Origin of the sequence: Streptomyces sp. NBC_01471, from assembly GCF_041438865.1 — a bacterium.
In the GTDB taxonomy this organism is placed as follows: domain Bacteria; phylum Actinomycetota; class Actinomycetes; order Streptomycetales; family Streptomycetaceae; genus Streptomyces.
The window spans coordinates 5,393,903-5,416,645 of the sequence record NZ_CP109450.1; the positions used below are offsets into that span (position 1 = coordinate 5,393,903).

Annotated in this window: 18 protein-coding genes; 16 read left to right on the forward strand and 2 right to left on the reverse strand. The window is 68.8% G+C overall.

Translation table 11 applies throughout. The annotated features are described in order from the left end of the window. Positions 1-76: 76 nt before the first annotated feature. From tig to clpX, 4 genes are all read left to right on the forward strand, one after another. On the forward strand, positions 77-1,480 hold the full coding sequence (gene tig, locus OG285_RS24155) for a trigger factor (protein ID WP_371792179.1): 1,404 nt from the start codon (positions 77-79) through the stop codon (positions 1,478-1,480). A 277-nt stretch (positions 1,481-1,757) separates the two neighbouring features. After that, entirely contained in the window at positions 1,758-2,375 is a 618-nt protein-coding gene (locus OG285_RS24160) for an ATP-dependent Clp protease proteolytic subunit (RefSeq protein ID WP_356825824.1), read from the forward strand. Positions 2,376-2,426: 51 nt separating this feature from the next. After that, a complete protein-coding gene (locus tag OG285_RS24165; protein WP_164261167.1) occupies positions 2,427-3,110 on the forward strand; it encodes an ATP-dependent Clp protease proteolytic subunit in 684 nt (227 codons plus the stop codon). Positions 3,111-3,266: 156 nt separating this feature from the next. Further along, positions 3,267-4,559 carry an ATP-dependent Clp protease ATP-binding subunit ClpX gene (clpX, locus tag OG285_RS24170; RefSeq protein ID WP_356825822.1) on the forward strand — a complete coding sequence of 431 codons (1,293 nt, stop codon included), beginning with the start codon at positions 3,267-3,269 and terminating at the stop codon, positions 4,557-4,559. Positions 4,560-4,639: 80 nt separating this feature from the next. Here the strand turns inward: clpX and OG285_RS24175 are convergent, their stop codons facing one another. Further along, positions 4,640-5,641 carry a hypothetical protein gene (locus OG285_RS24175; protein ID WP_371792180.1) on the reverse strand — a complete coding sequence of 334 codons (1,002 nt, stop codon included), beginning with the start codon at positions 5,639-5,641 and terminating at the stop codon, positions 4,640-4,642. Between the two features lie 139 nt (positions 5,642-5,780). Between OG285_RS24175 and OG285_RS24180 the strand changes: the two genes are divergently transcribed. Beyond that, complete coding sequence (locus tag OG285_RS24180; protein ID WP_356825818.1) at positions 5,781-8,402, forward strand: valine--tRNA ligase; 2,622 nt, start codon at positions 5,781-5,783, stop codon at positions 8,400-8,402. 86 nt (positions 8,403-8,488) lie between these two features. Here the strand turns inward: OG285_RS24180 and OG285_RS24185 are convergent, their stop codons facing one another. After that, the gene (locus OG285_RS24185; RefSeq protein ID WP_356825816.1) at positions 8,489-9,502 is read right to left on the reverse strand and encodes a rod shape-determining protein; all 1,014 of its coding nucleotides are present in this window, start codon (positions 9,500-9,502) and stop codon (positions 8,489-8,491) included. Positions 9,503-9,650: 148 nt separating this feature from the next. Here OG285_RS24185 and OG285_RS24190 point away from each other — a divergent pair, with 148 nt between their 5' ends. The 11 genes from OG285_RS24190 (at position 9,651) to OG285_RS24240 (ending at position 22,690) form a co-directional block, all read left to right on the forward strand. Beyond that, on the forward strand, positions 9,651-11,153 hold the full coding sequence (locus OG285_RS24190) for a folylpolyglutamate synthase/dihydrofolate synthase family protein (RefSeq protein ID WP_371793600.1): 1,503 nt from the start codon (positions 9,651-9,653) through the stop codon (positions 11,151-11,153). 3 nt (positions 11,154-11,156) lie between these two features. Continuing rightward, positions 11,157-11,507 carry a DUF4233 domain-containing protein gene (locus OG285_RS24195; RefSeq protein WP_356825812.1) on the forward strand — a complete coding sequence of 117 codons (351 nt, stop codon included), beginning with the start codon at positions 11,157-11,159 and terminating at the stop codon, positions 11,505-11,507. Positions 11,508-11,591: 84 nt separating this feature from the next. After that, on the forward strand, positions 11,592-12,005 hold the full coding sequence (ndk, locus tag OG285_RS24200; RefSeq protein WP_356825810.1) for a nucleoside-diphosphate kinase: 414 nt from the start codon (positions 11,592-11,594) through the stop codon (positions 12,003-12,005). 289 nt (positions 12,006-12,294) lie between these two features. Then, on the forward strand, positions 12,295-13,314 hold the full coding sequence (locus tag OG285_RS24205) for a rod shape-determining protein (RefSeq protein ID WP_164261203.1): 1,020 nt from the start codon (positions 12,295-12,297) through the stop codon (positions 13,312-13,314). A gap of 152 nt (positions 13,315-13,466) precedes the next feature. Next, complete coding sequence (gene mreC, locus OG285_RS24210) at positions 13,467-14,420, forward strand: rod shape-determining protein MreC (RefSeq protein ID WP_371792181.1); 954 nt, start codon at positions 13,467-13,469, stop codon at positions 14,418-14,420. Between the two features lie 12 nt (positions 14,421-14,432). After that, positions 14,433-15,107, forward strand: coding sequence for a rod shape-determining protein MreD (gene mreD / locus OG285_RS24215; RefSeq protein WP_371792182.1), 675 nt, complete (start codon positions 14,433-14,435; stop codon positions 15,105-15,107). 61 nt (positions 15,108-15,168) lie between these two features. Beyond that, positions 15,169-17,349 carry a penicillin-binding protein 2 gene (gene mrdA / locus OG285_RS24220; protein ID WP_371792183.1) on the forward strand — a complete coding sequence of 727 codons (2,181 nt, stop codon included), beginning with the start codon at positions 15,169-15,171 and terminating at the stop codon, positions 17,347-17,349. 3 nt (positions 17,350-17,352) lie between these two features. After that, entirely contained in the window at positions 17,353-18,543 is a 1,191-nt protein-coding gene (gene rodA, locus OG285_RS24225) for a rod shape-determining protein RodA (protein ID WP_356825802.1), read from the forward strand. Positions 18,544-18,728: 185 nt separating this feature from the next. Continuing rightward, positions 18,729-20,666, forward strand: coding sequence for a TIGR03960 family B12-binding radical SAM protein (locus OG285_RS24230; RefSeq protein WP_371793601.1), 1,938 nt, complete (start codon positions 18,729-18,731; stop codon positions 20,664-20,666). A 63-nt stretch (positions 20,667-20,729) separates the two neighbouring features. Beyond that, a complete protein-coding gene (locus tag OG285_RS24235) occupies positions 20,730-21,734 on the forward strand; it encodes a hypothetical protein (RefSeq protein ID WP_371792184.1) in 1,005 nt (334 codons plus the stop codon). Between the two features lie 122 nt (positions 21,735-21,856). Further along, a complete protein-coding gene (locus OG285_RS24240) occupies positions 21,857-22,690 on the forward strand; it encodes a TIGR03936 family radical SAM-associated protein (protein WP_371792185.1) in 834 nt (277 codons plus the stop codon). Positions 22,691-22,743: the final 53 nt, after the last annotated feature.

Genomic DNA, 22,743 nt, shown 5'->3' on the forward strand with positions numbered 1-22,743 from the left:
ACTATGCAAGCTGTGTGCCCGCGTGTCTCTCAACCGGGCAGAGATTCTGAAGTCAGCCCCCAAGGAGACCGAAACCGTGAAGAGCGCCGTGGAGACCCTGAACCCGACCCGGGTTCGGCTCAGCATTGAGGTGCCCTTCGAGGAGCTCAAGGACAGCCTCGACGCGGCGTACAAGAAGATCAACGAGCAGGTCACGGTGAAGGGCTTCCGTAAGGGCAAGATCCCGAACCGCGTGATCGACCAGCGCTTCGGCCGCGGTGCGGTGCTGGAGGAGGCCGTCAACGACGCCCTCCCGAAGTTCTACACCGAGGCCGTCAACGAGGGTGAGCTGAATGTCCTCGGCCAGCCCGAGGTCGACATCACGGAGCTCAAGGACGGCGAGCTGCTCTCCTTCACCGCCGAGGTCGACGTCCGGCCCGAGATCGAGATCCCGGACTACTCCGGCATCGAGGTCGAGGTCGACGCGGTCGACGTCAGCGACGAGGACGTCGACAAGGCCGTCGAAGAGCTGCGTGGCCGCTTCGCGTCCACCAACCCCGTCGAGCGCGCCGCCGCCGAGGGTGACGTCGTCACCATCGACCTGGAGGCCAAGGTCGACGGCGAGGTCCTGGAGGACGGCGTGGCCGAGGGTGTCTCGTACACCATCGGCTCCGGTGAGCTGCTCGACGGCATCGACGAGGCCGTGACCGGCCTGGAGGCCGGTGGCGAGGCCACCTTCACCTCCGAGCTCAAGGGCGGCTCCGCCGAGGGCAAGCCCGCCGAGGTCACCGTCAAGGTCACCGCGGTCGCCGCTCGTGAACTTCCCGGCCTGGACGACGACTTCGCCCAGCTGGCGAGCGAGTTCGACACGCTGGACGAGCTCAAGGCCGACAGCCGCAAGCGCCTCGAGAGCACCAAGCAGTACGAGCAGGCCACCCAGGCCCAGGAGCGCGTCCTCGACGAGCTGCTGAGGCTGGCGGAGGTCCCGATCCCCGAGAAGCTCCTCGAGGACGAGATCAACACCCGCAAGCACAACCTGGAGCACCACCAGCTCGGCCAGATGGGTCTCGACCTCGCCAAGTACCTGGAGATCCAGGGCAAGACCGAGGAAGAGTTCACGGCCGAGACCAAGGAGCAGGCCGAGAAGGGCATCAAGACCCAGTTCATTCTCGACGAGCTGGTCAACAAGGAGAAGCTGAACGTCAACCAGGAGGAGCTCACCGAGCACCTCATGCGGCGTGCGCAGTCCTCCGGCATGAGCCCCGACCAGTTCGCCCAGGCGGTCGTCGAGGGTGGCCAGGTTCCGATGCTCGTCGGCGAGGTGGCCCGCGGAAAGGCCCTCGCGGTCGTCGTCGAGGCCGTCAAGGTCAAGGACACCAACGGTGAGGTCGTCGACCTGAGCGACGACGAGGACGAGGCTGCCGAAGGCGCCGAGGACACGGCGGTCGCCGAGACCGCCGAGGCGTCCGCGGACGAGACCGAGGCCAAGCCGGAGGCCTGAGCCTCCACCGGTCTCGACCGGGCCGTTCTCCGACCCGGCCGGTTCTGATCTCGATCGAAGGGTCCGGGCGTGCTGCACGTCCGGACCCTTCGTCGTACGCACGCGCCGGGCCTACCTTGCGCTCCCAGCGAACAGTTCGGGAAGCGGGATGGCGTTGTCCCACCTGCGCGTTAGGGTCCATGAAGAGGAGAGCTCGGGAGTAGGCAACCACCCCCGGACTCCTGCTGTACGAAGACGCTGAGACGGCCGGAGCCGTCAGAGACGAGCAGGTGGATACGTGACGAATCTGATGCCCTACGCCGCCGGCGAGCCCAACATCGGTGGCGGCCTCGGCGACCAGGTCTACAACCGACTGCTCGGTGAGCGGATCATCTTCCTCGGCCAGCAGGTCGACGACGAGATCGCCAACAAGATCACCGCGCAGCTGCTCCTCCTTGCCGCCGACCCGGAAAAGGACATCTTCCTTTACATCAACAGCCCCGGCGGCTCGGTGACGGCAGGCATGGCGGTCTACGACACCATGCAGTACATCCCGAACGACGTGGTCACCATCGGTATGGGCCTCGCGGCCTCGATGGGCCAGTTCCTGCTGACCGGCGGCACCGCGGGCAAGCGCTTCGCGCTCCCCAACACCGACATCCTGATGCACCAGGGCTCGGCCGGTCTCGGCGGCACCGCATCGGACATCAAGATCCAGGCCCAGCAGCTGCTCCGTACGAAGAAGCGCATGGCGGAGATCACCGCCCGGCACTCCGGCCAGACCGTCGACGCGATCATCCGCGACGGTGACCGCGACCGCTGGTACACGGCGGAGGAGGCCAAGGAGTACGGCCTCATCGACGAGATCATCTCCTCCGCCTCGGGCGTTCCGGGCGGCGGCGGCACCGGGGCCTGACGCTCCGCATCCCTGCCTCCGAACCCGACCGACCACTTGAACGCCACCAGGATGGTGAACACCAGCATGAACGACTACTCCGCCTCCGCCAGCGGCCTCTACACCGGCCCGCAGGTCGACAACCGCTACATCGTTCCGCGCTTCGTCGAGCGCACCTCGCAGGGCGTGCGCGAGTACGACCCGTACGCGAAGCTCTTCGAGGAGCGCGTGATCTTCCTCGGTGTGCAGATCGACGACGCCTCCGCCAACGACGTCATGGCGCAGCTGCTCTGCCTGGAGTCGATGGACCCGGACCGGGACATCTCCATCTACATCAACAGCCCCGGTGGCTCGTTCACCGCGCTCACCGCGATCTACGACACGATGCAGTTCGTGAAGCCGGACATCCAGACGGTCTGCATGGGCCAGGCGGCCTCCGCGGCCGCGGTCCTGCTGGCGGCCGGCACCCCCGGCAAGCGCATGGCACTGCCGAACGCCCGTGTGCTGATCCACCAGCCGTCGTCGCAGACCGGCCGTGAGCAGCTCTCCGACCTGGAGATCGCGGCCAACGAAATCCTGCGTATGCGGACCCAGTTGGAAGACCTGCTGGCCAAGCACTCCACGACGCCGGTCGAGAAGATCCGCGACGACATCGAGCGCGACAAGATCCTCACGGCCGAGGACGCGCTGGCCTACGGGCTGGTCGACCAGATCGTTTCGACCCGCAAGGGCTCCGTGGGAATGATGACCACCTGATGGCCGTTTGATTTACCTTCCGTCCCCTGGCACGGTGCACGTCAAAGTGAACCGTGCCAAGGGGGGCCCGAACGAGGGGCCCGGCAAGGTACCGTCGAATATGAGGCACCAGGAGACGCTGAACGTGGCGCCTCCCAGGCGAAGGGGAAGCACCTCGTGGCACGCATCGGTGATGGCGGCGACCTGCTCAAGTGCTCGTTCTGCGGGAAGAGCCAGAAGCAGGTGAAGAAGCTCATCGCAGGCCCCGGGGTGTACATCTGCGACGAGTGCATTGATCTCTGCAACGAGATCATTGAGGAAGAGCTCGCGGAGACCTCCGAGGTGCGGTGGGAGGAACTGCCCAAACCGCGCGAGATCTATGAGTTCCTCGAGGGGTACGTCGTCGGGCAGGAGCCCGCGAAGAAGGCCCTCTCGGTAGCGGTCTACAACCACTACAAGCGCGTCCAGGCCGGTGAGAACGGCGGCGGCGCCAGCCGCGAGGACGCAATCGAACTCGCCAAGTCCAACATCCTGCTGCTGGGCCCCACCGGCTCCGGCAAGACGCTGCTCGCCCAGACACTGGCCCGGATGCTCAACGTCCCGTTCGCCATCGCGGACGCGACGGCGCTGACGGAGGCCGGCTATGTCGGTGAGGACGTCGAGAACATCCTGCTCAAGCTGATCCAGGCCGCCGACTACGACGTCAAGAAGGCCGAGACCGGCATCATCTACATCGACGAGATCGACAAGGTCGCCCGCAAGAGCGAGAACCCGTCGATCACGCGTGATGTCTCCGGCGAGGGCGTCCAGCAGGCCCTCCTGAAGATCCTTGAGGGCACCACCGCCTCGGTGCCCCCGCAGGGTGGGCGCAAGCACCCGCACCAGGAGTTCATCCAGATCGACACCACGAACGTGCTGTTCATCGTGGGCGGCGCGTTCTCCGGTCTGGAGCGGATCATCGAGTCCCGGGCGGGAGCGAAGGGCATCGGCTTCGGCGCGACCATCCGCTCCAAGCGGGAGATCGAGGCGAGCGACCAGTTCCAGGAGGTCATGCCGGAGGACCTGGTGAAGTTCGGGATGATCCCCGAGTTCATCGGCCGCCTTCCCGTCCTGACCTCGGTGCACAACCTGGACCGCGAAGCGCTGCTGCAGATCCTGGTCGAGCCGCGCAACGCGCTGGTGAAGCAGTATCAGCGCCTCTTCGAACTCGACGGTGTGGAGCTGGACTTCGACCGTCCCTCGCTGGAGGCCATCGCCGACCAGGCGATCCTGCGCGGCACCGGGGCGCGCGGCCTGCGCGCCATCATGGAGGAGGTCCTCCAGTCGGTGATGTACGAGGTGCCGTCCCGCAAGGACGTCGCCCGGGTCGTCATCACGGCGGACGTCGTCCGGGACAACGTGAACCCGACGCTGGTGCCGCGCGAGCCGCGGATCGTCGGCAACGACGGGCGGCACGAGAAGTCCGCGTAGCGGGCGGGGCACATCCACACGACACAGGGGCGCCCGGTCGGTTCACCGACCGGGCGCCCCTGTGCTGTCCGGGCTCCCCGCTACTTGACGGGCACGCGGACGGCCTTGCGCAGACCGGCGGTCGCCTTGGCCGATTCGTCAAGGCTGAGACCGTCGCCCGCTCCCTGGGTCGGGACGCCGATGCCGAGCGTGCTGTAGTCGGCCCACATGCAGAAGTACTGGGTGTTCGTCTTCTTGGTGGCGGGGTTCGGGCCCTGCCCCTGCTGGCACTTCATCACAGCACCGTCGAGGTTGTCGGGGCTGACCGACTGGGGATCGCCGACCCACGTGACCTTGCTGTCCTTGTTGTTCTTCTTGAAGGCGGCGAAGCCCGCGTCCACGGTCGCTGCCGGGTCCTTCACCTTGCCGTACAGGCCCTCGAAGCTGATGGAGTGTGCTCCGGCGAGTGCCAGCGGGTTCGGCGGGTTGGCCGGGTCGCTGAAGTCGACTGTGGAGTAGACGGCGCCGACCGACTTGGCCTGGGTGATGCCGCTGTTGGCCAGTCCCTTGGCGGCGGCGGACGACGTGTCCTGCGCCGGCCGGTTCGCGCCGTTGCGCTTGTAGTTCCCGAGCACCTTGGCCGGTGTCGTCAGCATGTGCGGCCCGTCGTCGGCGAGCGAACCGCTGTCGCCGCCCTTCGTCAGCAGGAAGATCCCGCCGCCGATCACCGCGACGGCCACGATCACCGCACCGACGATCAGACCCGTCTTCTTCTTCGGCGCCTGCGGGGGCGGCGGCACCTGGCCGTACGCGGGCTGCTGTCCGTACGGCGGCTGCTGGGGCGGCTGGCCGTACGGGTTCGGCTGGCCCGGCTGCTGCTGCGGGTAGCCGTACCCCGGCTGCGGCGGGACGCCCTGCGGCGGCTGCTGCGGGTAGCCGTAGCCGGGCTGCGGCGGGCCGGCCGGCTGGCCGTACGGGTTGCCGGGCTGCTGCTGGGGCTGCGGCGGCTGTCCGTACGGTCCGGGCTGCTGTGGCGGCTGCTGTCCGTACGGTCCCGGCTGCGGCGGCTGCTGTCCGTACGGTCCCGGCTGGTTGTGGCTCATGGACTGGGTTCCCCCTACTGGATACCTACCTGGTGCGAACATCCTGACGGACGCCCTGGTACACCGGGGAGACGGGGGCCACAGTCTCACCAAAGATTCCCGTTTCAGTGCGGGACCGTGACGCCCTTAAACTGAACCCGTGACCGAGAACTCATCGCAGACTCCAGCGCCCACCACCGAACTGCCGACCCAGTACGCGCCGGCCGAGGTAGAGGGGAAGCTGTACGAGCGCTGGGTGGAGCGCGGTTACTTCGAGGCCGACGCCAAGAGCGAGAAGCCTCCTTTCACCATCGTCATCCCGCCGCCGAACGTCACGGGCGCCCTGCACCTGGGCCACGCCTTCCAGCACACGCTGATGGACGCCCTCACCCGCCGTAAGCGCATGCAGGGGTACGAGGCCCTGTGGCTGCCCGGTATGGACCACGCGGGCATCGCCACCCAGAACAAGGTCGAGCAGCAGCTCGCCGAGGAGGGCAAGTCCCGCCAGGACCTGGGGCGCGAGGAGTTCACCGCGCGGGTCTGGGAGTGGAAGGAGCAGTACGGCGGCAAGATCCTCGGGCAGATGCGCCGCCTCGGGGACGGGGTCGACTGGTCCCGTGAGCGGTTCACCATGGACGAGGGACTGTCCCAGGCCGTTCAGACGATCTTCAAGAAGCTCTACGACGACGAGCTGATCTACCGCGCCGAGCGCATCATCAACTGGTGTCCGCGCTGTCTCACCGCGATCTCCGACATCGAGGTCGACTACCAGGACGACGACGGCGAGCTGGTCTCGCTGAAGTACGGCGAGGGCGACGAGACCCTGGTCGTCGCGACCACCCGGGTCGAGACGATGCTCGGTGACACCGCCATCGCCGTCCACCCCGACGACGCCCGGTACGCGCACCTCATCGGCAAGCGGATCAAGCTGCCGCTGACCGACCGGACCATCCCGGTCGTCGCCGACGCGCACGTCGACCCCGAGTTCGGCACCGGCGCCGTCAAGGTGACGCCCGCCCATGACCCGAACGACTTCGCCATCGGCCAGCGGCACGGCCTGGAGTCCATGACGATCATGGACGAGCGCGGTGTCATCACCGTGCCCGGCCCGTTCCACGGGCTCGACCGGTTCGAGGCGCGCTCCACGATCGTCGAGGCCATGCGGGAGCAGGGCCGTGTCGTCGCGGAGAAGCGTCCGTACACCCACTCCGTCGGCCACTGCTCGCGCTGCAAGACGACCGTCGAGCCCCGGCTCTCGCTCCAGTGGTGGGTCAAGGTCGAGACGCTCGCCAAGGAAGCGGGCGACGCGGTCCGGGACGGCCGGGTCACGATCCACCCGAAGGAGATGGAGAAGCGCTACTTCGACTGGGTCGACAACCTCAACGACTGGTGCATCTCGCGGCAGTTGTGGTGGGGCCACCGGATCCCCGTCTGGTACGGCCCGGCCGGCGAGGTCGTCTGCGTCGGACCGGACGAGGAGCCGCCCAGCGGTGAGGGGTGGCACCAGGACGAGGACGTCCTCGACACCTGGTTCTCCTCCGGCCTGTGGCCGTTCTCCACGCTCGGCTGGCCGCAGCGGACTCCGGACCTGGAGAAGTTCTACTCGACCGACGTCCTGGTCACCGGCCACGACATCATCTTCTTCTGGGTGGCCCGGATGATGATGTTCGGTCTCTACGCGATGGACGGCCAGGCCCCGTTCAAGACCATCTCGCTGACCGGTCTCGTCCGTGACGAGAACGGCAAGAAGATGTCCAAGTCATTCGGCAACGTGGTCGACCCGCTGGACTGGATGGACGAGTACGGCTCCGACGCCGTCCGCTTCACCCTCGCCAACGGGGCCAACCCCGGTGCGGACGTGCCGATCGGCGAGGACTGGGTCAAGGCGTCCCGCAACTTCGCCAACAAGATCTGGAACGCCACCCGCTTCGCGCTGATGAACGGCGCCAATGTCGAGGGCGAACTGCCGCCCGCCGAGAAGCAGTCGGCCAACGACCGGTGGATCCTGTCCCGGCTGAACGCGGTCGTCGCCGAGGCGGACGCGTACTACGACGACTACCAGTTCGCCAAACTCGCCGACGCCCTCTACCACTTCGCGTGGGACGAGGTCTTCGACTGGTACGTCGAGCTGTCGAAGACGACGTTCTTCGCGGGCGGCGAACCCGCGCGTGTCTCGGCGCGGGTCCTCGGTGAGGTCCTCGACGTGATGCTGCGGCTGCTCCACCCGATCGTCCCGTTCGTCACCGAGACGCTGTGGACCACGCTCACCGGCAAGGAGTCGGTCGTCGTGGCCGACTGGCCGAAGGACTCGGGCTTCCGGGACAGCGCGGCCGAGCAGGAGATCACGCTGGTCCAGCAGGTCATCACCGAGGTCCGCCGCTTCCGTTCGGACCAGGGGCTCCAGCCGGGCCAGAAGGTCCCGGCCCAGCTCGATCTGGACGGCACGGCCCTGGCGCCGCACGAGGCTTCCATCCGCCAGGTGCTGCGGCTCCAGCCCGCGGGGGAGGGCTTCCAGGCCACCGCCTCGCTGCCGGTCGCCGGTGCCAAGGTGGCGCTCGACCTGTCGGGGACGATCGATGTCGCGGCCGAGCGCAAGCGGCTGACCAAGGACCTCGGCGCGGCCGAGAAGGAGAAGGCGCAGGCGCTGGGGAAGCTCGGCAACGAGGCGTTCCTGGCCAAGGCGCCGGACAACGTGGTCGACAAGATCCGTACGCGCCTCGCCAAGGCAGAGACGGACATGGAGCGGATCCAGGCCCAGCTCGACGGGCTGCCGCAGGCGTAGCCCAGCCGCACGCGTACGACGAAGACCCCCGGTTCCGCCGGGGGTCTTCGTCGTACGCCCAGATGCAGGCCTTCAGGTGGCGGGCTTCAGGTGGCGGGTGTCAGCACCTTGCTGGTCGCCGAGTCGAACTCCTCGACGCACTTGCCCGTCCCCAGCGCCACACACTCCAGCGGCGTTGCGGCCACGGTCACGCCGATACCGGTGGCCTCCGCGATCCGCAGATCCAGACCGGGAAGCAGCGAGCCGCCACCCGTCAGAACGATCCCGTGCTTCATCACGTCGGCGGCCAGCTCCGGCGGGCTCTCCGCGAGGGTCGCCTGCACCGTGGCGACGATCGCCTCGATCGGCTCGTGCATCGCGGCGCGGACCTCGGCGGCGGTGAGGATGAGTGCGGTCGGCACCCCGTTGATCTTCTCGCGCCCGCGCACCGTGCAGGTACGGCTCTCCAGCGCCTGGTCGTCCGGGACCGGCCCCGCCGAACCGATCTCCAGCTTGACCTCCTCGGCGGTCCGCTCCCCGATCAGCAGGCTGCGCTCCTGGCAGATGTGCTCGGTGATCGCCGCGTTCATCCGGTCGCCCGCGAGCCGCAGCGACCGCGAGGTGACGATCCCGCCCATGGAGATCACGGCGACCTCGGTCGTACCGCCGCCGATGTCGACGACCATCGAACCGCGCGGCTCGTCCACCGGCAGCCCCGCGCCCATCGCCGCCGCCATCGACTCGTCCAGCAGATGGACGGTACGCCCGCCCGCCTCCTGCGCGGCCTGCACGATCGCCCGCAGCTCCACCGGGGTCACGCCGGTCGGCATGCAGATCACCATCCGGGTCCGCGTCCGCCTGCCTTTGAGGGCCTTGCGCACGAAGTACCTGATCATCTCCCTGGCGGCCTCGTAGTCGCCGATCACGCCCTCCCGCATCGGGCGGACCGCGGTGACCGAGTCGGGGGTGCGCCCGAGGCTCTCGCGGGCCTCGTCACCGATGGCCGGGGCCCCGCGGCCTCCGTCGCGCACCGCCACCACGGAGGGCTCATTGAGCACGATGCCCTTGCCGCGGACGTAGAGGAGCGTGTTCGCCGTACCGAGATCAATACCTATGTCCATATTTGGTAAGTCTGGCCCGGAAAGGGATTGTTCCGCGCGCCGGAGTGCTCCGAACCGGGGGTCCGGGCCCGCACGGGACGGGGGAGGTCCGGGCGCACCGGGACCTCCGTAGACTGGTCCCGTGAGCGAGTCCGACCCTTTCGACGAAATCGTCGACGCAGCGACCGACCTTCCCCCAGCCGACGATGCGGCATCCGCGGGGGACACGCCGTCGTCCCCCGATCAGGCGGTGATCGAGGCAGGCAGCCGCACCCTGCGCACCCACGGCGGACCTCCGCCGGGCGACGCGGTGCCGGCCAGGCCCGCCGACCCGGAGGTGGACAGGGCGCTGCGCGCGGTGGAGCAGGAGCTCGTCGGCCGCTGGCCCGAGACCAGGCTCGACCCCTCCCTCGTACGGATCGAGGCGCTGCTCGACGTCCTGGGCGACCCGCACCGCGCGTACCCCTCGATCCACATCACCGGCACCAACGGCAAGACATCGACGGCGCGCATGGTCGAGGCGCTGCTCGGCGCGCTGGAACTGCGCACCGGGCGCTACACCTCGCCGCACGTCCAGTCGATCACCGAGCGCATCAGCCTCAACGGTGAGCCGATCGAGGCCGAGCGGTTCATCGAGACGTACGAGGAGATCAAGCCGTTCGTCGGCATGGTCGACGGACAGCAGGAGCACCGGCTCTCGTTCTTCGAGGTACTCACCGGGATGGCCTACGCGGCCTTCGCCGACGCGCCGGTGGACGTCGCCGTCGTCGAGGTCGGAATGGGCGGGAGCTGGGACGCGACGAACGTCATCGAGGCCCCCGTCGCCGTCGTCACCCCGATCTCGCTGGACCACACGGACCGCCTCGGCTCCACGCCCGCCGAGATCGCCGGCGAGAAGTCCGGGATCATCAAGCAGGGCGCGACGGTCATCCTGGCGCAGCAGCCGGTCGACGCCGCCCAGGTGATGCTGAAGAAGGCCGTCGGGATGGACGCCACGGTCGCCCGCGAGGGCATGGAGTTCGGCGTCGGCAGCAGGGAGATCGCCGTCGGCGGCCAGCTGCTGACACTGCGCGGCCTCGGTGGTGACTACGAGGACGTCTTCCTCCCGCTGTACGGCGCCCACCAGGCACACAACGCGGCGGTGGCCCTGGCCGCGGTCGAGGCGTTCTTCGGGGTCGGCGCGGAGCAGACCCAGCGGCTCGACATCGACGTGGTCCGCAAGGCCTTCGCCTCGGTCGTCTCACCGGGCCGTCTCGAAGTCGTACGGAGCTCCCCGACGGTCGTCCTGGACGCGGCGCACAACCCGGGGGGCGCGCTGGCGGCCGCCGCGGGTGTCACCGAGGCGTTCAGCTTCTCGCGGCTGATCGGGGTGGTCGGGGCGAGCGGCGACAAGGACGTCCGCGGGCTGCTCGAAGCGTTCGAGCCGATCTTCGCGGAGGTCGTGGTCACCCAGAACTCAACGCCCCGGGCGATGAGCGCGGACGAACTGGCCACGATCGCCGTCGAGGTCTTCGGCGACGAACGCGTGGTCGTCGAGCCCCGCCTCGACGACGCTCTGGAGGCGGCGATCACGCTCGCCGAGGAGGAGGACGAATACGCCGGGGCGGGCGTCCTCGTCACCGGTTCCGTGATCACGGTCGGCGAGGCCCGGCTGCTCCTGGGAAGGCGCTGACCCATGCGCACACTCTGCGCGTCCACCCTGATCGGCGAGTTCTTCGTGATCGGTTTCGCCGGCCTGGTCGCGATGAAGGGCGATCTGTCGGAGACCACCGTCTGGACGGTGTGCGGTATCGGCATGCTGCTCTCGGTGCTGCTCTGCGGAATGCTGAGCCGTCCGGGTGCCGTCCAGATCGGCTGGGCGCTCCAGATCGCGCTGATCGCCAGTGGTTTCTTCGTACCGGTGATGTTCATCCTCGGGGTGGCCTTCGCGGGACTGTGGTGGGCCTCGGTCCATTACGGGCGGATCATCGACGCGGCGAAGGCCCGCTGGGCGGAACAGGCATCCGCAGAGCCTGACGCTGCGTAATAGGCGCGCGACACGCCCTGTAGCCTGAGGGCCTGTGATCCATATCGCGTATCCCGTACCGCCCGTACTGAAGGAGTCCGTACAGTGAGCCAGCGCACGCTCGTTCTGCTCAAGCCCGACACCGTACGCCGCCGCCTGGTCGGCGAGGTCGTCGGCCGCATCGAGCGCAAGGCGAACTGGAGCATCTCCGCGATGGAGCTGCGGACGCTCGACCAGGACACGCTGGAGCAGCACTACGGCGAGCACAAGGGCAAGCCCTTCTACGAGCCGCTGGTGGAGTTCATGGCCTCGGGTCCGGTCGTCGCGCTGGTCGTCGAGGGCGAGCGGGTCATCGAGGGCGTACGCGCCCTGGCGGGTCCGACTGACCCGATTGCAGCAGCGCCCGGCTCCATTCGTGGCGATTTCGGCACCATCGTCCGGGAGAATCTCATCCACGCCTCGGACTCGGAGGAGTCCGCGGAGCGAGAATTGAAGATTTTTTTCCCGGGCGTATCCTGACGTCATGTCAGCCGAATAGCGCTCACAGCCTCGGGCGACCGAATTAATTCGGTCGCCCTTCGGCATATGCCGGGCGATTTCGGGAACGCATCGCACCGACATGACGTCACCATGACTGAGGCGGCCACAACTTCCGCCCACATGGCGGAGGACCCTCGCGCGGTGTCCGTGCAGGCGGCACTACGATGGAAGCCTTCACACCCAACAGCGCTCACTTCGCCTACCAAAAAAGCCAATCGCTCCACTTGGGAAGGCCCGACGCATCCTCATGGGGAACAAGGGGAACTCAATGTCGTTCATCGGCCGTGACATGGCTATCGACCTCGGGACTGCCAACACGCTGGTGTACGTCAGGGGTCGAGGAATCGTCCTCAACGAACCCTCCGTCGTCGCCATCAACACCAACACCGGCGGGATCCTCGCCGTAGGCGCCGAGGCCAAGAAGATGATCGGCCGTACGCCGGGCAACATCGTTGCCGTACGGCCGCTGAAGGACGGCGTGATCGCCGACTTCGAAATCACCGAGCGGATGCTCCGCTACTTCATCCTGAAGATCCACAAGCGCCGCTACCTGGCCCGGCCGCGCGTCGTCGTCTGCGTCCCCTCGGGCATCACAGGGGTCGAGCGCCGCGCCGTCATCGAGGCGTCCACCCAGGCGGGCGCCCGCCAGGTGCACATCATCGAAGAGCCCATGGCGGCCGCGATCGGCTCGGGCCTGCCCGTCCACGAGGCCACCGGCAACATGGTGGTCGACATCGGCGGCGGCACCACCGAGGTCGCGGTGATCTCGCTCGGCGGAATCGTCACGGCACAGTCGATCCGGGTCGCGGGCGACGAGCTGGACAACGCGATCATCCAGCACATCAAGAAGGAGTACTCCCTCCTCCTGGGCGAGCGCACCGCCGAGCAGATCAAGATCACCATCGGCTCCGCGTTCGACCTGGAGAAGGACGAGCACACCGAGATCCGCGGCCGTGACCTCGTGTCCGGGCTGCCCAAGACCGTCGTGATCTCCGCCGCCGAGGTCCGCAAGGCCATCGAGGAGCCGGTCAACGCCATTGTCGACGCGGTCAAGACGACGCTCGACAAGTGCCCGCCCGAGCTCTCCGGCGACGTCATGGACCGCGGCATCGTCCTCACCGGTGGTGGGGCACTGCTCCGCGGTCTGGACGAGCGGCTGCGCCACGAGACCGGCATGCCCATCCACATCGCCGAGGACCCGCTGGACTCCGTCGCCCTCGGATCGGGCAAGTGCGTCGAGGAGTTCGAGGCGCTCCAGCAGGTACTGGACGCCCAGCCCCGCCGGTGACGGACCCGGTCCTTGAGCCGTACGGGGCATGTCCGCCCCGTACGGCGGATCGTTGAAGGTAAAGAGTTCGACTGCATTTCCTGTCGGCCTCCGCACACGCAGAACTCCACAAACGCATATGAATTCCGACGAGGAAGGCACGGCCTCCGCACGTGAGGGACACACGAGAGAGCCGGCTGCTCCTGGTGCTGCTGATCGCCATCGCGTTCGCGCTGATCACGGTGGACATCCGGGGCGGTGAGGCGTCTCCGGTGGACGGCGCCCGGCACGCCGCCGCCACCGTGTTCGGACCGGTCGAGAACGGTGTCGCGTCCGCCGTGAACCCGGTCGGCAACGCCATCGGTGCGGTACGGGACTCCGGCGACCGGCACAGCCGCATCAGCGCGCTGGAGCGTGAGAACGCCGCACTGAAGCAGCAGCTCGGCAGCAGCGACCGCAACCGCAGCCGCGTCCGCCAGCTCGACAGCATGCTCAAGACCGCGGGCGCGGGCCAGTACGGGATCAAGGGCGCCCAGGTCATCGCCATAGGAGCGGCCCAGGGGTTCTCCTGGACGATCACCATCGACGCCGGGACCAACGACGGCATCAAGCGCGACATGACCGTGCTCAACGGGGACGGACTCGTCGGCCGGGTCACCACCGTCGGCCCCAACACCGCGACCGTGCTGCTCGCCAACGACCCCGACTTCACCGTCGGCACCCGGATGGAGAAGACCGACGAGGTCGGCTTCGCCACCGGCCGCGGTGACCGCCCGCTCTCCGTCCAGTTCCTGAACGGCAAGGCGGAGGTCAAGAAGGGCGACCGGCTGGTCACCTTCGGCTCCAGCAACGACAAGCCCTTCGTACCCGGCGTACCCGTCGGCAAGGTCGTCCGCGTCGACCCGTCCGGCGGCGACCTCACCCGTACGGTCTACGTCCACCCGTACGTCAGCTTCACCAAGCTCGACCTGGTCGGTGTCGTCGTCGAGCCGCCGCGCAGCAACCCGCGCGACACGGTCCTGCCGGCCAAGCCCGCCAAGCCGAAGCCCGCGCCCACCGTCACGGTCACCGCCACGCCCGGCGCCAACACCGATCCCAACACCGACCCCAACGCCCCCCAGCAGTAGGAGCTGATCCGTATGCGTCTCAACCGGATGCTGCTCTCGGCCACGCTGGTGGTGGTCGCCCTGGTGATCCAGGTGAGCGTGCTCGCCCGACTCCAACTCCCCGGCGCCGTGCCGGACCTGCTGCTGCTCACCGTGGTGGGCCTCGCCCTGGTGTACGGCCATGTGGGGGGCGCCTTCATCGGGTTCGGTGCCGGTCTGCTGGCCGACCTGGCCCCGCCCGCCGACCACGCCGCCGGACGGTACGCGCTGGTGCTGTGCGTGATCGGGTACGCGGCCGGGTTCGCCAAGCCCGACAACGGCCGCATCAGGTCCGTCACCGGACCGATGCTCGTGGTGGTCGCCGCCGCGATCGGCTCCACGCTGCTCTACGCCGGGGTGGGCTCTCTCGTCGGTGACACCGCCGCCCGCCATGTGGGCCTGATCGGGCTGCTGTTCAGCGCCGCGATCTACGACCTGCTGCTCGCACCGTTCACCGTCCCGTTCATCATGGCGCTGGCGAGACGCGCCGAGAACGACCCGCTCGCGGAGGGCCGCGACAGCGGTGGTGTGACGAGTGACGTCGCCACCGGCTGGCTGGCGACGGGCACCGGACTGAAGATCGGCAGCCAGCGCGGCGGTCTGCGCATGAAGGCGGCCAGGTCACGCGCGGCGAAGGCCGGACGCATCAAGGGGGTCAAGAGGCTGTGAGACTGCGACACGCGGGGGCACGGCCGTCGGATCCCGGCCGGACAATCAGTGGGGCACGGCTGTGAGCAATATTCCCGAGACCGGACGGACCTCGCGGGTCCGGATCCGGCTCGTCGTCATCCAGATCCTCGTCTTCTCCCTCCTCCTCACCCTCGGCGGCCGGCTCTGGTACCTCCAGATCCGCAACGGCCAGGAGTACAGCGCGGAGGCCAAGAACAACCACGTCCAGCAGGTCGTCCAGCCCGCCGTGCGCGGCTCGATCTTCGACGCGCGCGGGGTGCCGATCGCCGACAACGAGACCAAGCTCGTCGTGTCCGCCGACCGCACCGACCTGATGAGGACGAGTGACAACGGCAAAGCCGTCCTCACCCGGCTGGCCGGGGTGCTCGGGATGAAGCCGGCGGACGTCATCGCGAAGGTCAGGCTCTGCGACGCCAAGACGCCGAAGCCCTGCTGGAACGGCTCGCCCTACCAGCCGATCCCCGTCACCGAGGACGCCACCACCCAGCAGGCGCTCCAGATCCGCGAGCGCACCGAGGACTTCCCCGGCATCACCGCCGGGCCCACCGCCGTCCGCAGCTACCCCGGCGCCGGAGGGCTCAACGCGGCCCAGGTGCTCGGTTACCTCGGCCCGGTCACCGACCAGGAAGTCGCCAAGTCGAACAAGACGAACAACCCGCTGCTCCGCTCGGACCAGGTCGGCCGGGCCGGTCTGGAATCCACCTACGACCAGCAGCTGCGCGGCAAGTCCGGCGTCACCCGCTACGAGGTGGACAACCTCGGCCGGGTCATCGGCAAGGCCGGCCAGACGGCGTCGCAGCCCGGCAGTTCCCTGGTCACCAGCATCGACTCCCGGGTCCAGGCGCTGACCGAGAAGGAGCTGGACGCGACCATGAAGGCGCTCCGCAAGACCTATGACTCGGTGACCCACAGCAACTACAAGGCCGACTCGGGTGCGGCCGTGGTGATGGACGTGCACACCGGGCAGGTCATCGCGATGGCCAGTGCCCCGACCTACGACCCCAATGTCTGGGGCGGCGGCATCTCGGCCAAGAACTACGGCAAGCTCACCAAGGCCTCCTCGAACTACCCCCTGCTGAACCGTGCCATCCAGGGGCAGTCGGCGCCCGGCTCGACCTTCAAGGTCATCTCCACCAGCGCCGCCATCAACGCCGGGTACGCCCCCGACGGCGGCTACCCCTGCACGTCCTCGATGACCATCGGCAACCGCGAGTTCAAGAACTTCGAGGGCGAGAACTACGGCGACATCAGCCTGGGCAAAGCCCTTGAGGTCTCCTGCGACACGGTCTTCTACCACGTGGCCTACGACCAGTGGAAGAAGGACGGCGGCAACAACCCCAAGCACCCGAAGGACTGGTTCTTCAAGACCGCCCACGAGTTCGGGCTCGGCAAGAAGACCGGTATCGACCTGCCCAACGAGCTGGCCGGCCGGGTCCCGGACCGCGAGTGGAAGAAGGCCTACTGGGAGGCCAACAAGGACCTCTGGTGCAAGCAGGGCAAGAAGAACGGCACCTACGTCGAGCAGATCGAGTACGAGAACTGCACCGACGGCAAGCAGGTCCGCGCCGGTGACTCCGTCAACTACGCGATCGGCCAGGGCGACACGCTCCTCACCCCGGTCCAGGAGGCGATGATCTACTCGGCCCTCGCCAACGGCGGCACGATGTACCAGCCGAGCGTGGGCAAGGCGGTCGTCAGCGCCGACGGCAAGACGGTGCAGCCGATCAAGCCGAAGCGCGTCGGCCGGCTCCCCGACAGCAAGTCGACCGTCTCGTACATCAACAAGGCGCTGGAAGGCGTGGTCACCAGCGGTACGGCGGCCTGGCAGTTCGGCGGCTGGCCGCAGGACAAGATCGCCCTGCACGCCAAGACCGGCACCGCGGAGGTCGCCGGCAAGCAGACCACCGGGTGGCTGTCCACGTACACCAAGGACTACGCGATCGTGATGACGATCTCCCAGGGTGGTACCGGCTCCGGCGCCGCGGGGCCCGCGGTCCGCAAGATCTACGAGGCGATGTACGGCCTCGACAAGAACGGCAAGCAGAACCTCAAGAAGGCGCTCCTGCCGAAGCCGCAGACGGCCCTGCCGAAGATCAACAAGGACGGTGCGATCATCTCGCCCAAGATCAGCCCGCCCCAGCCCGACCCGTCGCCGCCGGCCCCCTCTCCCTCGTCGTCGGGCGGACAGCAGATCGCGGCCGGACCGGGCAGGAGGGACTAGGACATGGGCGGTTTCTCCGTAGCGCGGTACGCCCCCGAGCAGACCACCTGGTCCAAGCTGACCGCCCGCGACTCGCTGGTGCGCAGGCTGGACTGGCCGCTGCTGATGGCCTCGCTCGTGCTGTCGTTCATCGGCATGCTGCTGGTGTACTCCGCCACCCGCGGCCGCAACTCCCTGACCCATGGCGACCCGTACTACTTCCTGCTGCGGCACGCCATGAACACCGGCATCGGTGTCGCCCTCATGGTCGGCACCATCTGGCTCGGCCACCGGACCCTGCGCGGCGCGGTCCCGATCCTGTTCGGCCTCTCCGTGCTGATGATCCTCGCGGTCCTCTCACCGCTCGGGCAGACCGTGAACGGTGCGCACGCCTGGATCGTCATCGGCGGCGGATTCTCCCTCCAGCCGTCCGAGTTCACCAAGATCACGATCATTCTGGGGATGGCGATGATCCTCGCCTCCCGGGTGGACGCGGGTGACCAGGACCATCCCGACCACCGCACGGTCGCCAAGGCGCTCGGGGTGGCCGCCGTCCCGATCCTCATCATCATGCTGATGCCGGACCTCGGCTCGGTCATGGTGATCGCGATGATCGTCCTCGGAGTCCTGCTGGCCTCCGGCGCCTCCAACCGCTGGGTGGTCGGACTCATCGGCACCGGAGTGGTCGGCGCCATCGGGGTCTGGAAGGCCGGGCTGCTCGACGAGTACCAGATCGCGCGCTTCGCCGCCTTCGCCAACCCCGCGCTCGACCCGGCGGGCGTCGGCTACAACACCAACCAGGCGCGGATCGCGATCGGTTCGGGCGGCCTGCACGGAACGGGCCTCTTCCACGGCTCGCAGACCACCGGACAGTTCGTCCCCGAGCAGCAGACCGACTTCGTCTTCACCGTCGCCGGCGAGGAACTCGGCTTCGTGGGCGCCGGACTGATCCTGGTCCTGCTCGGCGTCGTGCTCTGGCGCGCCTGCCGGATCGCCCGGGAGACGACCGAGCTGTACGGCACGATCGTCGCGGCCGGGATCATCGCCTGGTTCGCCTTCCAGGCGTTCGAGAACATCGGGATGACCCTCGGCATCATGCCGGTGGCGGGACTTCCGCTGCCGTTCGTCTCGTACGGAGGATCCTCGATGTTCGCCGTGTGGGTCGCGATCGGCCTGCTCCAGTCGATCCGTGTGCAGCGGCCCATGTCGGCCTGACCGGGCGGCAGAGCGGACGAGCGCCCGTGTTCCGGGGGAAACCCGGGGCACGGGCGCTCTGCCGTGCCGGCGCGTCCGCCGCGCCGGCCCCGGGAGCGCAGAGCCGGATTTCCGGGCGGACGGGGGTGGTCGGCCGCCGGGGTACGCTGGATGGTCATCCCTGCCCGCTCATGAGAGACACCACCATGCCTGTCGAGTCGGTCGAGTCGGTCTTCCCGCGACTGGAAGCGCTTCTCCCGCATGTCCAGAAGCCCATCCAGTACGTGGGCGGAGAGCTGAACTCCACCGTCAAACCGTGGGATGAATGCGACGTCCGCTGGGCGCTGATGTACCCGGACGCGTACGAGGTCGGACTGCCCAACCAGGGCGTCATGATCCTGTACGAGGTGCTGAACGAGCGCGAGGGCGTGCTCGCCGAGCGCACGTACAGCGTCTGGCCGGACCTCGAAGAGCTGATGCGCGAGCACAAGGTGCCGCAGTTCACGGTCGACGCGCACCGCCCGGTGAAGGCCTTCGACGTCTTCGGGCTCTCTTTCTCCACCGAGCTCGGCTACACCAACATGCTCACCGCCCTGGATCTCGCGGGCATCCCGCTGGAGGCCAAGGACCGGACCCTCGACGACCCGATCGTGCTCGCGGGCGGCCACGCGGCGTTCAACCCCGAGCCGATCGCCGAATTCATCGACTGCGCGGTCATCGGCGACGGCGAGCAGGCGGTCCTGGAGATCACCGAGATCGTCCGCGCCTGGAAGGCCGAGGGCCGTCCCGGCGGGCGCGACGAGGTGCTCTTCCGGCTCTCGAAGACCGGCGGCGTCTACGTGCCGCGCTTCTACGACGTCGAGTACCTGCCCGACGGGCGGATCGGCCGTGTCGTCCCCAACAGGTCGGGCGTGCCGTGGCGGGTCTCCAAGCACACGGTCATGGACCTCGACGAGTGGCCCTACCCCAAGCAGCCGCTCGTCCCGCTCGCCGAGACCGTCCACGAGCGGATGTCCGTCGAGATCTTCCGCGGCTGCACCCGCGGCTGCCGTTTCTGCCAGGCCGGCATGATCACGCGTCCCGTGCGGGAGCGAAGCATCACCGGCATCGGCGACATGGTGGAGAAGGGCCTCAAGGCGACCGGTTTCGAAGAGGTCGGCCTCCTGTCGCTGTCGTCCGCCGACCACAGCGAGATCGGTGACATCGCCAAGGGCCTCGCCGACCGGTACACCGAGGACAAGGTCGGCCTCTCGCTGCCGTCGACCCGGGTGGACGCCTTCAACATCGACCTCGCCAACGAGCTGACCAGGAACGGCCGCAGGTCCGGCCTGACCTTCGCCCCCGAGGGCGGGTCCGAGCGCATCCGCAAGGTCATCAACAAGATGGTCTCGGAGGAGGACCTGATCCGCACGGTCTCCACCGCGTACGGCAACGGCTGGCGCCAGGTGAAGCTGTACTTCATGTGCGGCCTGCCCACCGAGACCGACGAGGACGTCCTCCAGATCGGCGACATGGCGGTCAACGTCATCGCCGAGGGGCGCAGGGTCTCCGGCCAGAACGACATCCGCTGCACCGTCTCCATCGGCGGCTTCGTGCCCAAGCCGCACACCCCGTTCCAGTGGGCCCCGCAGCTCTCCGCCGAGGACACCGACGCCCGGCTCACCAAGCTGCGGGACAAGATCCGCGGCGACAAGAAGTACGGCCGCTCGATCGGCTTCCGCTACCACGACGGCAAGCCCGGCATCGTCGAGGGCCTGCTCTCGCGCGGCGACCGCCGGGTCGGCTCGGTCATCCGCGCGGTGTACGAGGGCGGCGGCCGGTTCGACGGCTGGCGCGAGTACTTCAGTTACGACCGCTGGATGAAGGCCGCCGGTGAGACGCTCCCCGGCTTCGGCGTGGACGTCGACTGGTACACGACCCGTGAGCGTACGTACGAGGAGGTCCTGCCCTGGGACCACCTGGACTCCGGTCTCGACAAGGACTGGCTCTGGGAGGACTGGCAGGACTCGCTCGACGAGACCGAGGTCGAGGACTGCCGCTGGACGCCGTGCTTCGACTGCGGGGTGTGCCCGCAGCTCGACCTCGACATCCAGATCGGTCCGACGGGCAAGAAACTCCTGCCTCTGACGGTCGTCAACAAGTAGCTTCTGGTACGCGGACTTCCGGCCCGGTCACGGTGTGACCGGGCCGTGTCGTATGGGGGAAAAGTGGAACTGGATCGCAGGCCCGAGCCCGAAGGCTGCCTGACCGCGGCGATCCGCGTTCCGGTGCGGATCGTGGTGCTGGTCGTGGTCCTGCCGGTGCGGATGGTGTGGGACGCGCTGTCCTGGGTGGGGCGGCAGTTCTACCGCTATGTGCTGACGCCGCTCGGGCGTGTGGTGCGGGCCCTGGCGATGGCGCTGTTCGTCTGGCCGTGGGCCGGGCTGTGGCGCTGGGTCGTGGTGCCGGCCGCGCGCTGGGTCCACCGGTGGGTGCTGACGCCGCTCGGGCACCCGATGGGCGCGCTGGGCCGCTGGGCGGGGATCCTGCTCGGCTGGGTGGGCCGGGCGCTGTTCGTCCGGCCGTGGGTGGCGCTCTGGCGGTACGTGGTGGTGCCGGTCGTCCGCTACGGGCTCGTGATCCCGCTGGTGTGGCTGTACGGCGCGGTGCTGACGCCCCTCGGGCATGCGCTCGCCTGGGCCGTGCGCGGCCTCGGGGCAGTGCTCGGCTGGCTGGCCGTGAAGACGTACCGCTTCCTGCTCAGGCCCCTCGGGATCGCGCTCGCGTTCCCGCTCGTCGTGCTGTGGCGCTATGTCCTGGTGCCCGTGGGCCGGGCCCTGGGCGTCGTCGGGCGGGAGATCGGCGGCGCGGTCGGGGTCTGCTGGCGGATCGCCGGACGCATCTCGCGCGCCGTCGGGCGCGGGCTGAAGTGGCTCGGATGGAACCTGGTGGGCCGGCCGGTGCGGGCGGCCTGGCGGTGGAGTCACGACTACGTGCTGGCACCGGCCGGCAGGGCGGTGGCCGATGCGGCGCGCGGCGTGCGGGCGGCGCTGCGGTCCGCACGCGCCACCGTGCGGGACACCAGGCGTGAGGTGTGGCGCGCGCTCTTCGGCGGTCCGGCTCCGGTGGAGGCCCGGGAACCAATAGGGGCCCGAGCGCGTACTCTGGGTAGTACAACGACTGTCCCCGAGGTGGCACCCGAACCCGAGATCTCCCTGCGCAAGCAGGGGTGAACCGGCGGCCCGGTGCCCCGGGAACCCCGCCGTAGGGCGGCGCGTCCCCCGCGCCAGCCCCGCACCGAGGAGAAGAACCACTGGGCAAGCGACAGCCCGAAGGCCCGCCGCCCGCACCGGCAGTGCAGCGCATCCGACTGCGCTACACCAAGCGCGGCCGCCTCCGGTTCACCAGCCACCGTGACTTCCAGCGCGCCTTCGAGCGGGCGCTGCGCAGAGCCGAGGTGCCGATGGCGTACTCGGCGGGCTTCACGCCGCACCCGAAGGTGTCGTACGCCAATGCCGCCCCCACCGGCACCGGCAGCGAGGCCGAGTTCCTGGAGATCGCCCTCAGCGAGGCGCGTGACCCCGAAACGCTGCGGAAGCTGCTCGACGATTCCCTTCCGGACGGGCTCGACATCACCGACGCGGTCGAGGCGCACACCTCCGGTCTCGCCGACCGGCTGACCGCCTCGGTATGGGAACTGCGCCTGGACGGCGTGGAGTTCGAGGAGGCGGAGAAGGCGGTGGCCGCCTTCGTCGCCGCCGGGACGGTCGAGGTCCAGCGCCGCACCAAGAACGGTGTACGGACCTTCGACGCCCGCGGTGCCGTCGCCGGCCTGCAGGCCGTCCGTCACGAGCCCGGCGCGGACGCCGGAGCCACCCCGGCCGACGGCGCCGAGCCGGTCAATAGGCCGGGAGGTGAGCGCTGTGCGATACTGCGGCTGGTTGTTCGGCACGTGACACCTGCTGTGCGACCCGACGACGTCCTGTCCGGTCTCCGCGTTGTGGCCGACCTCGCGCCGCCGGTCCCCGCAGCGGTGACCAGGCTGGCGCAGGGGCTCTTCGACGAGGAGTCCGGCACGGTGACCGACCCGCTCTCGCCCGACCGCGAGGCAGCCCCGGCCGCTCCACCCACGGCCGCCGGAACCGCCACCCATCGGCTTCCCGCCGACGGGGCACCCGCGACGGTGTGAGACGGACCTCCCCGGCCCCCGGGCCTCGGAGGCGGTCCCGCCGCGTCAGGACC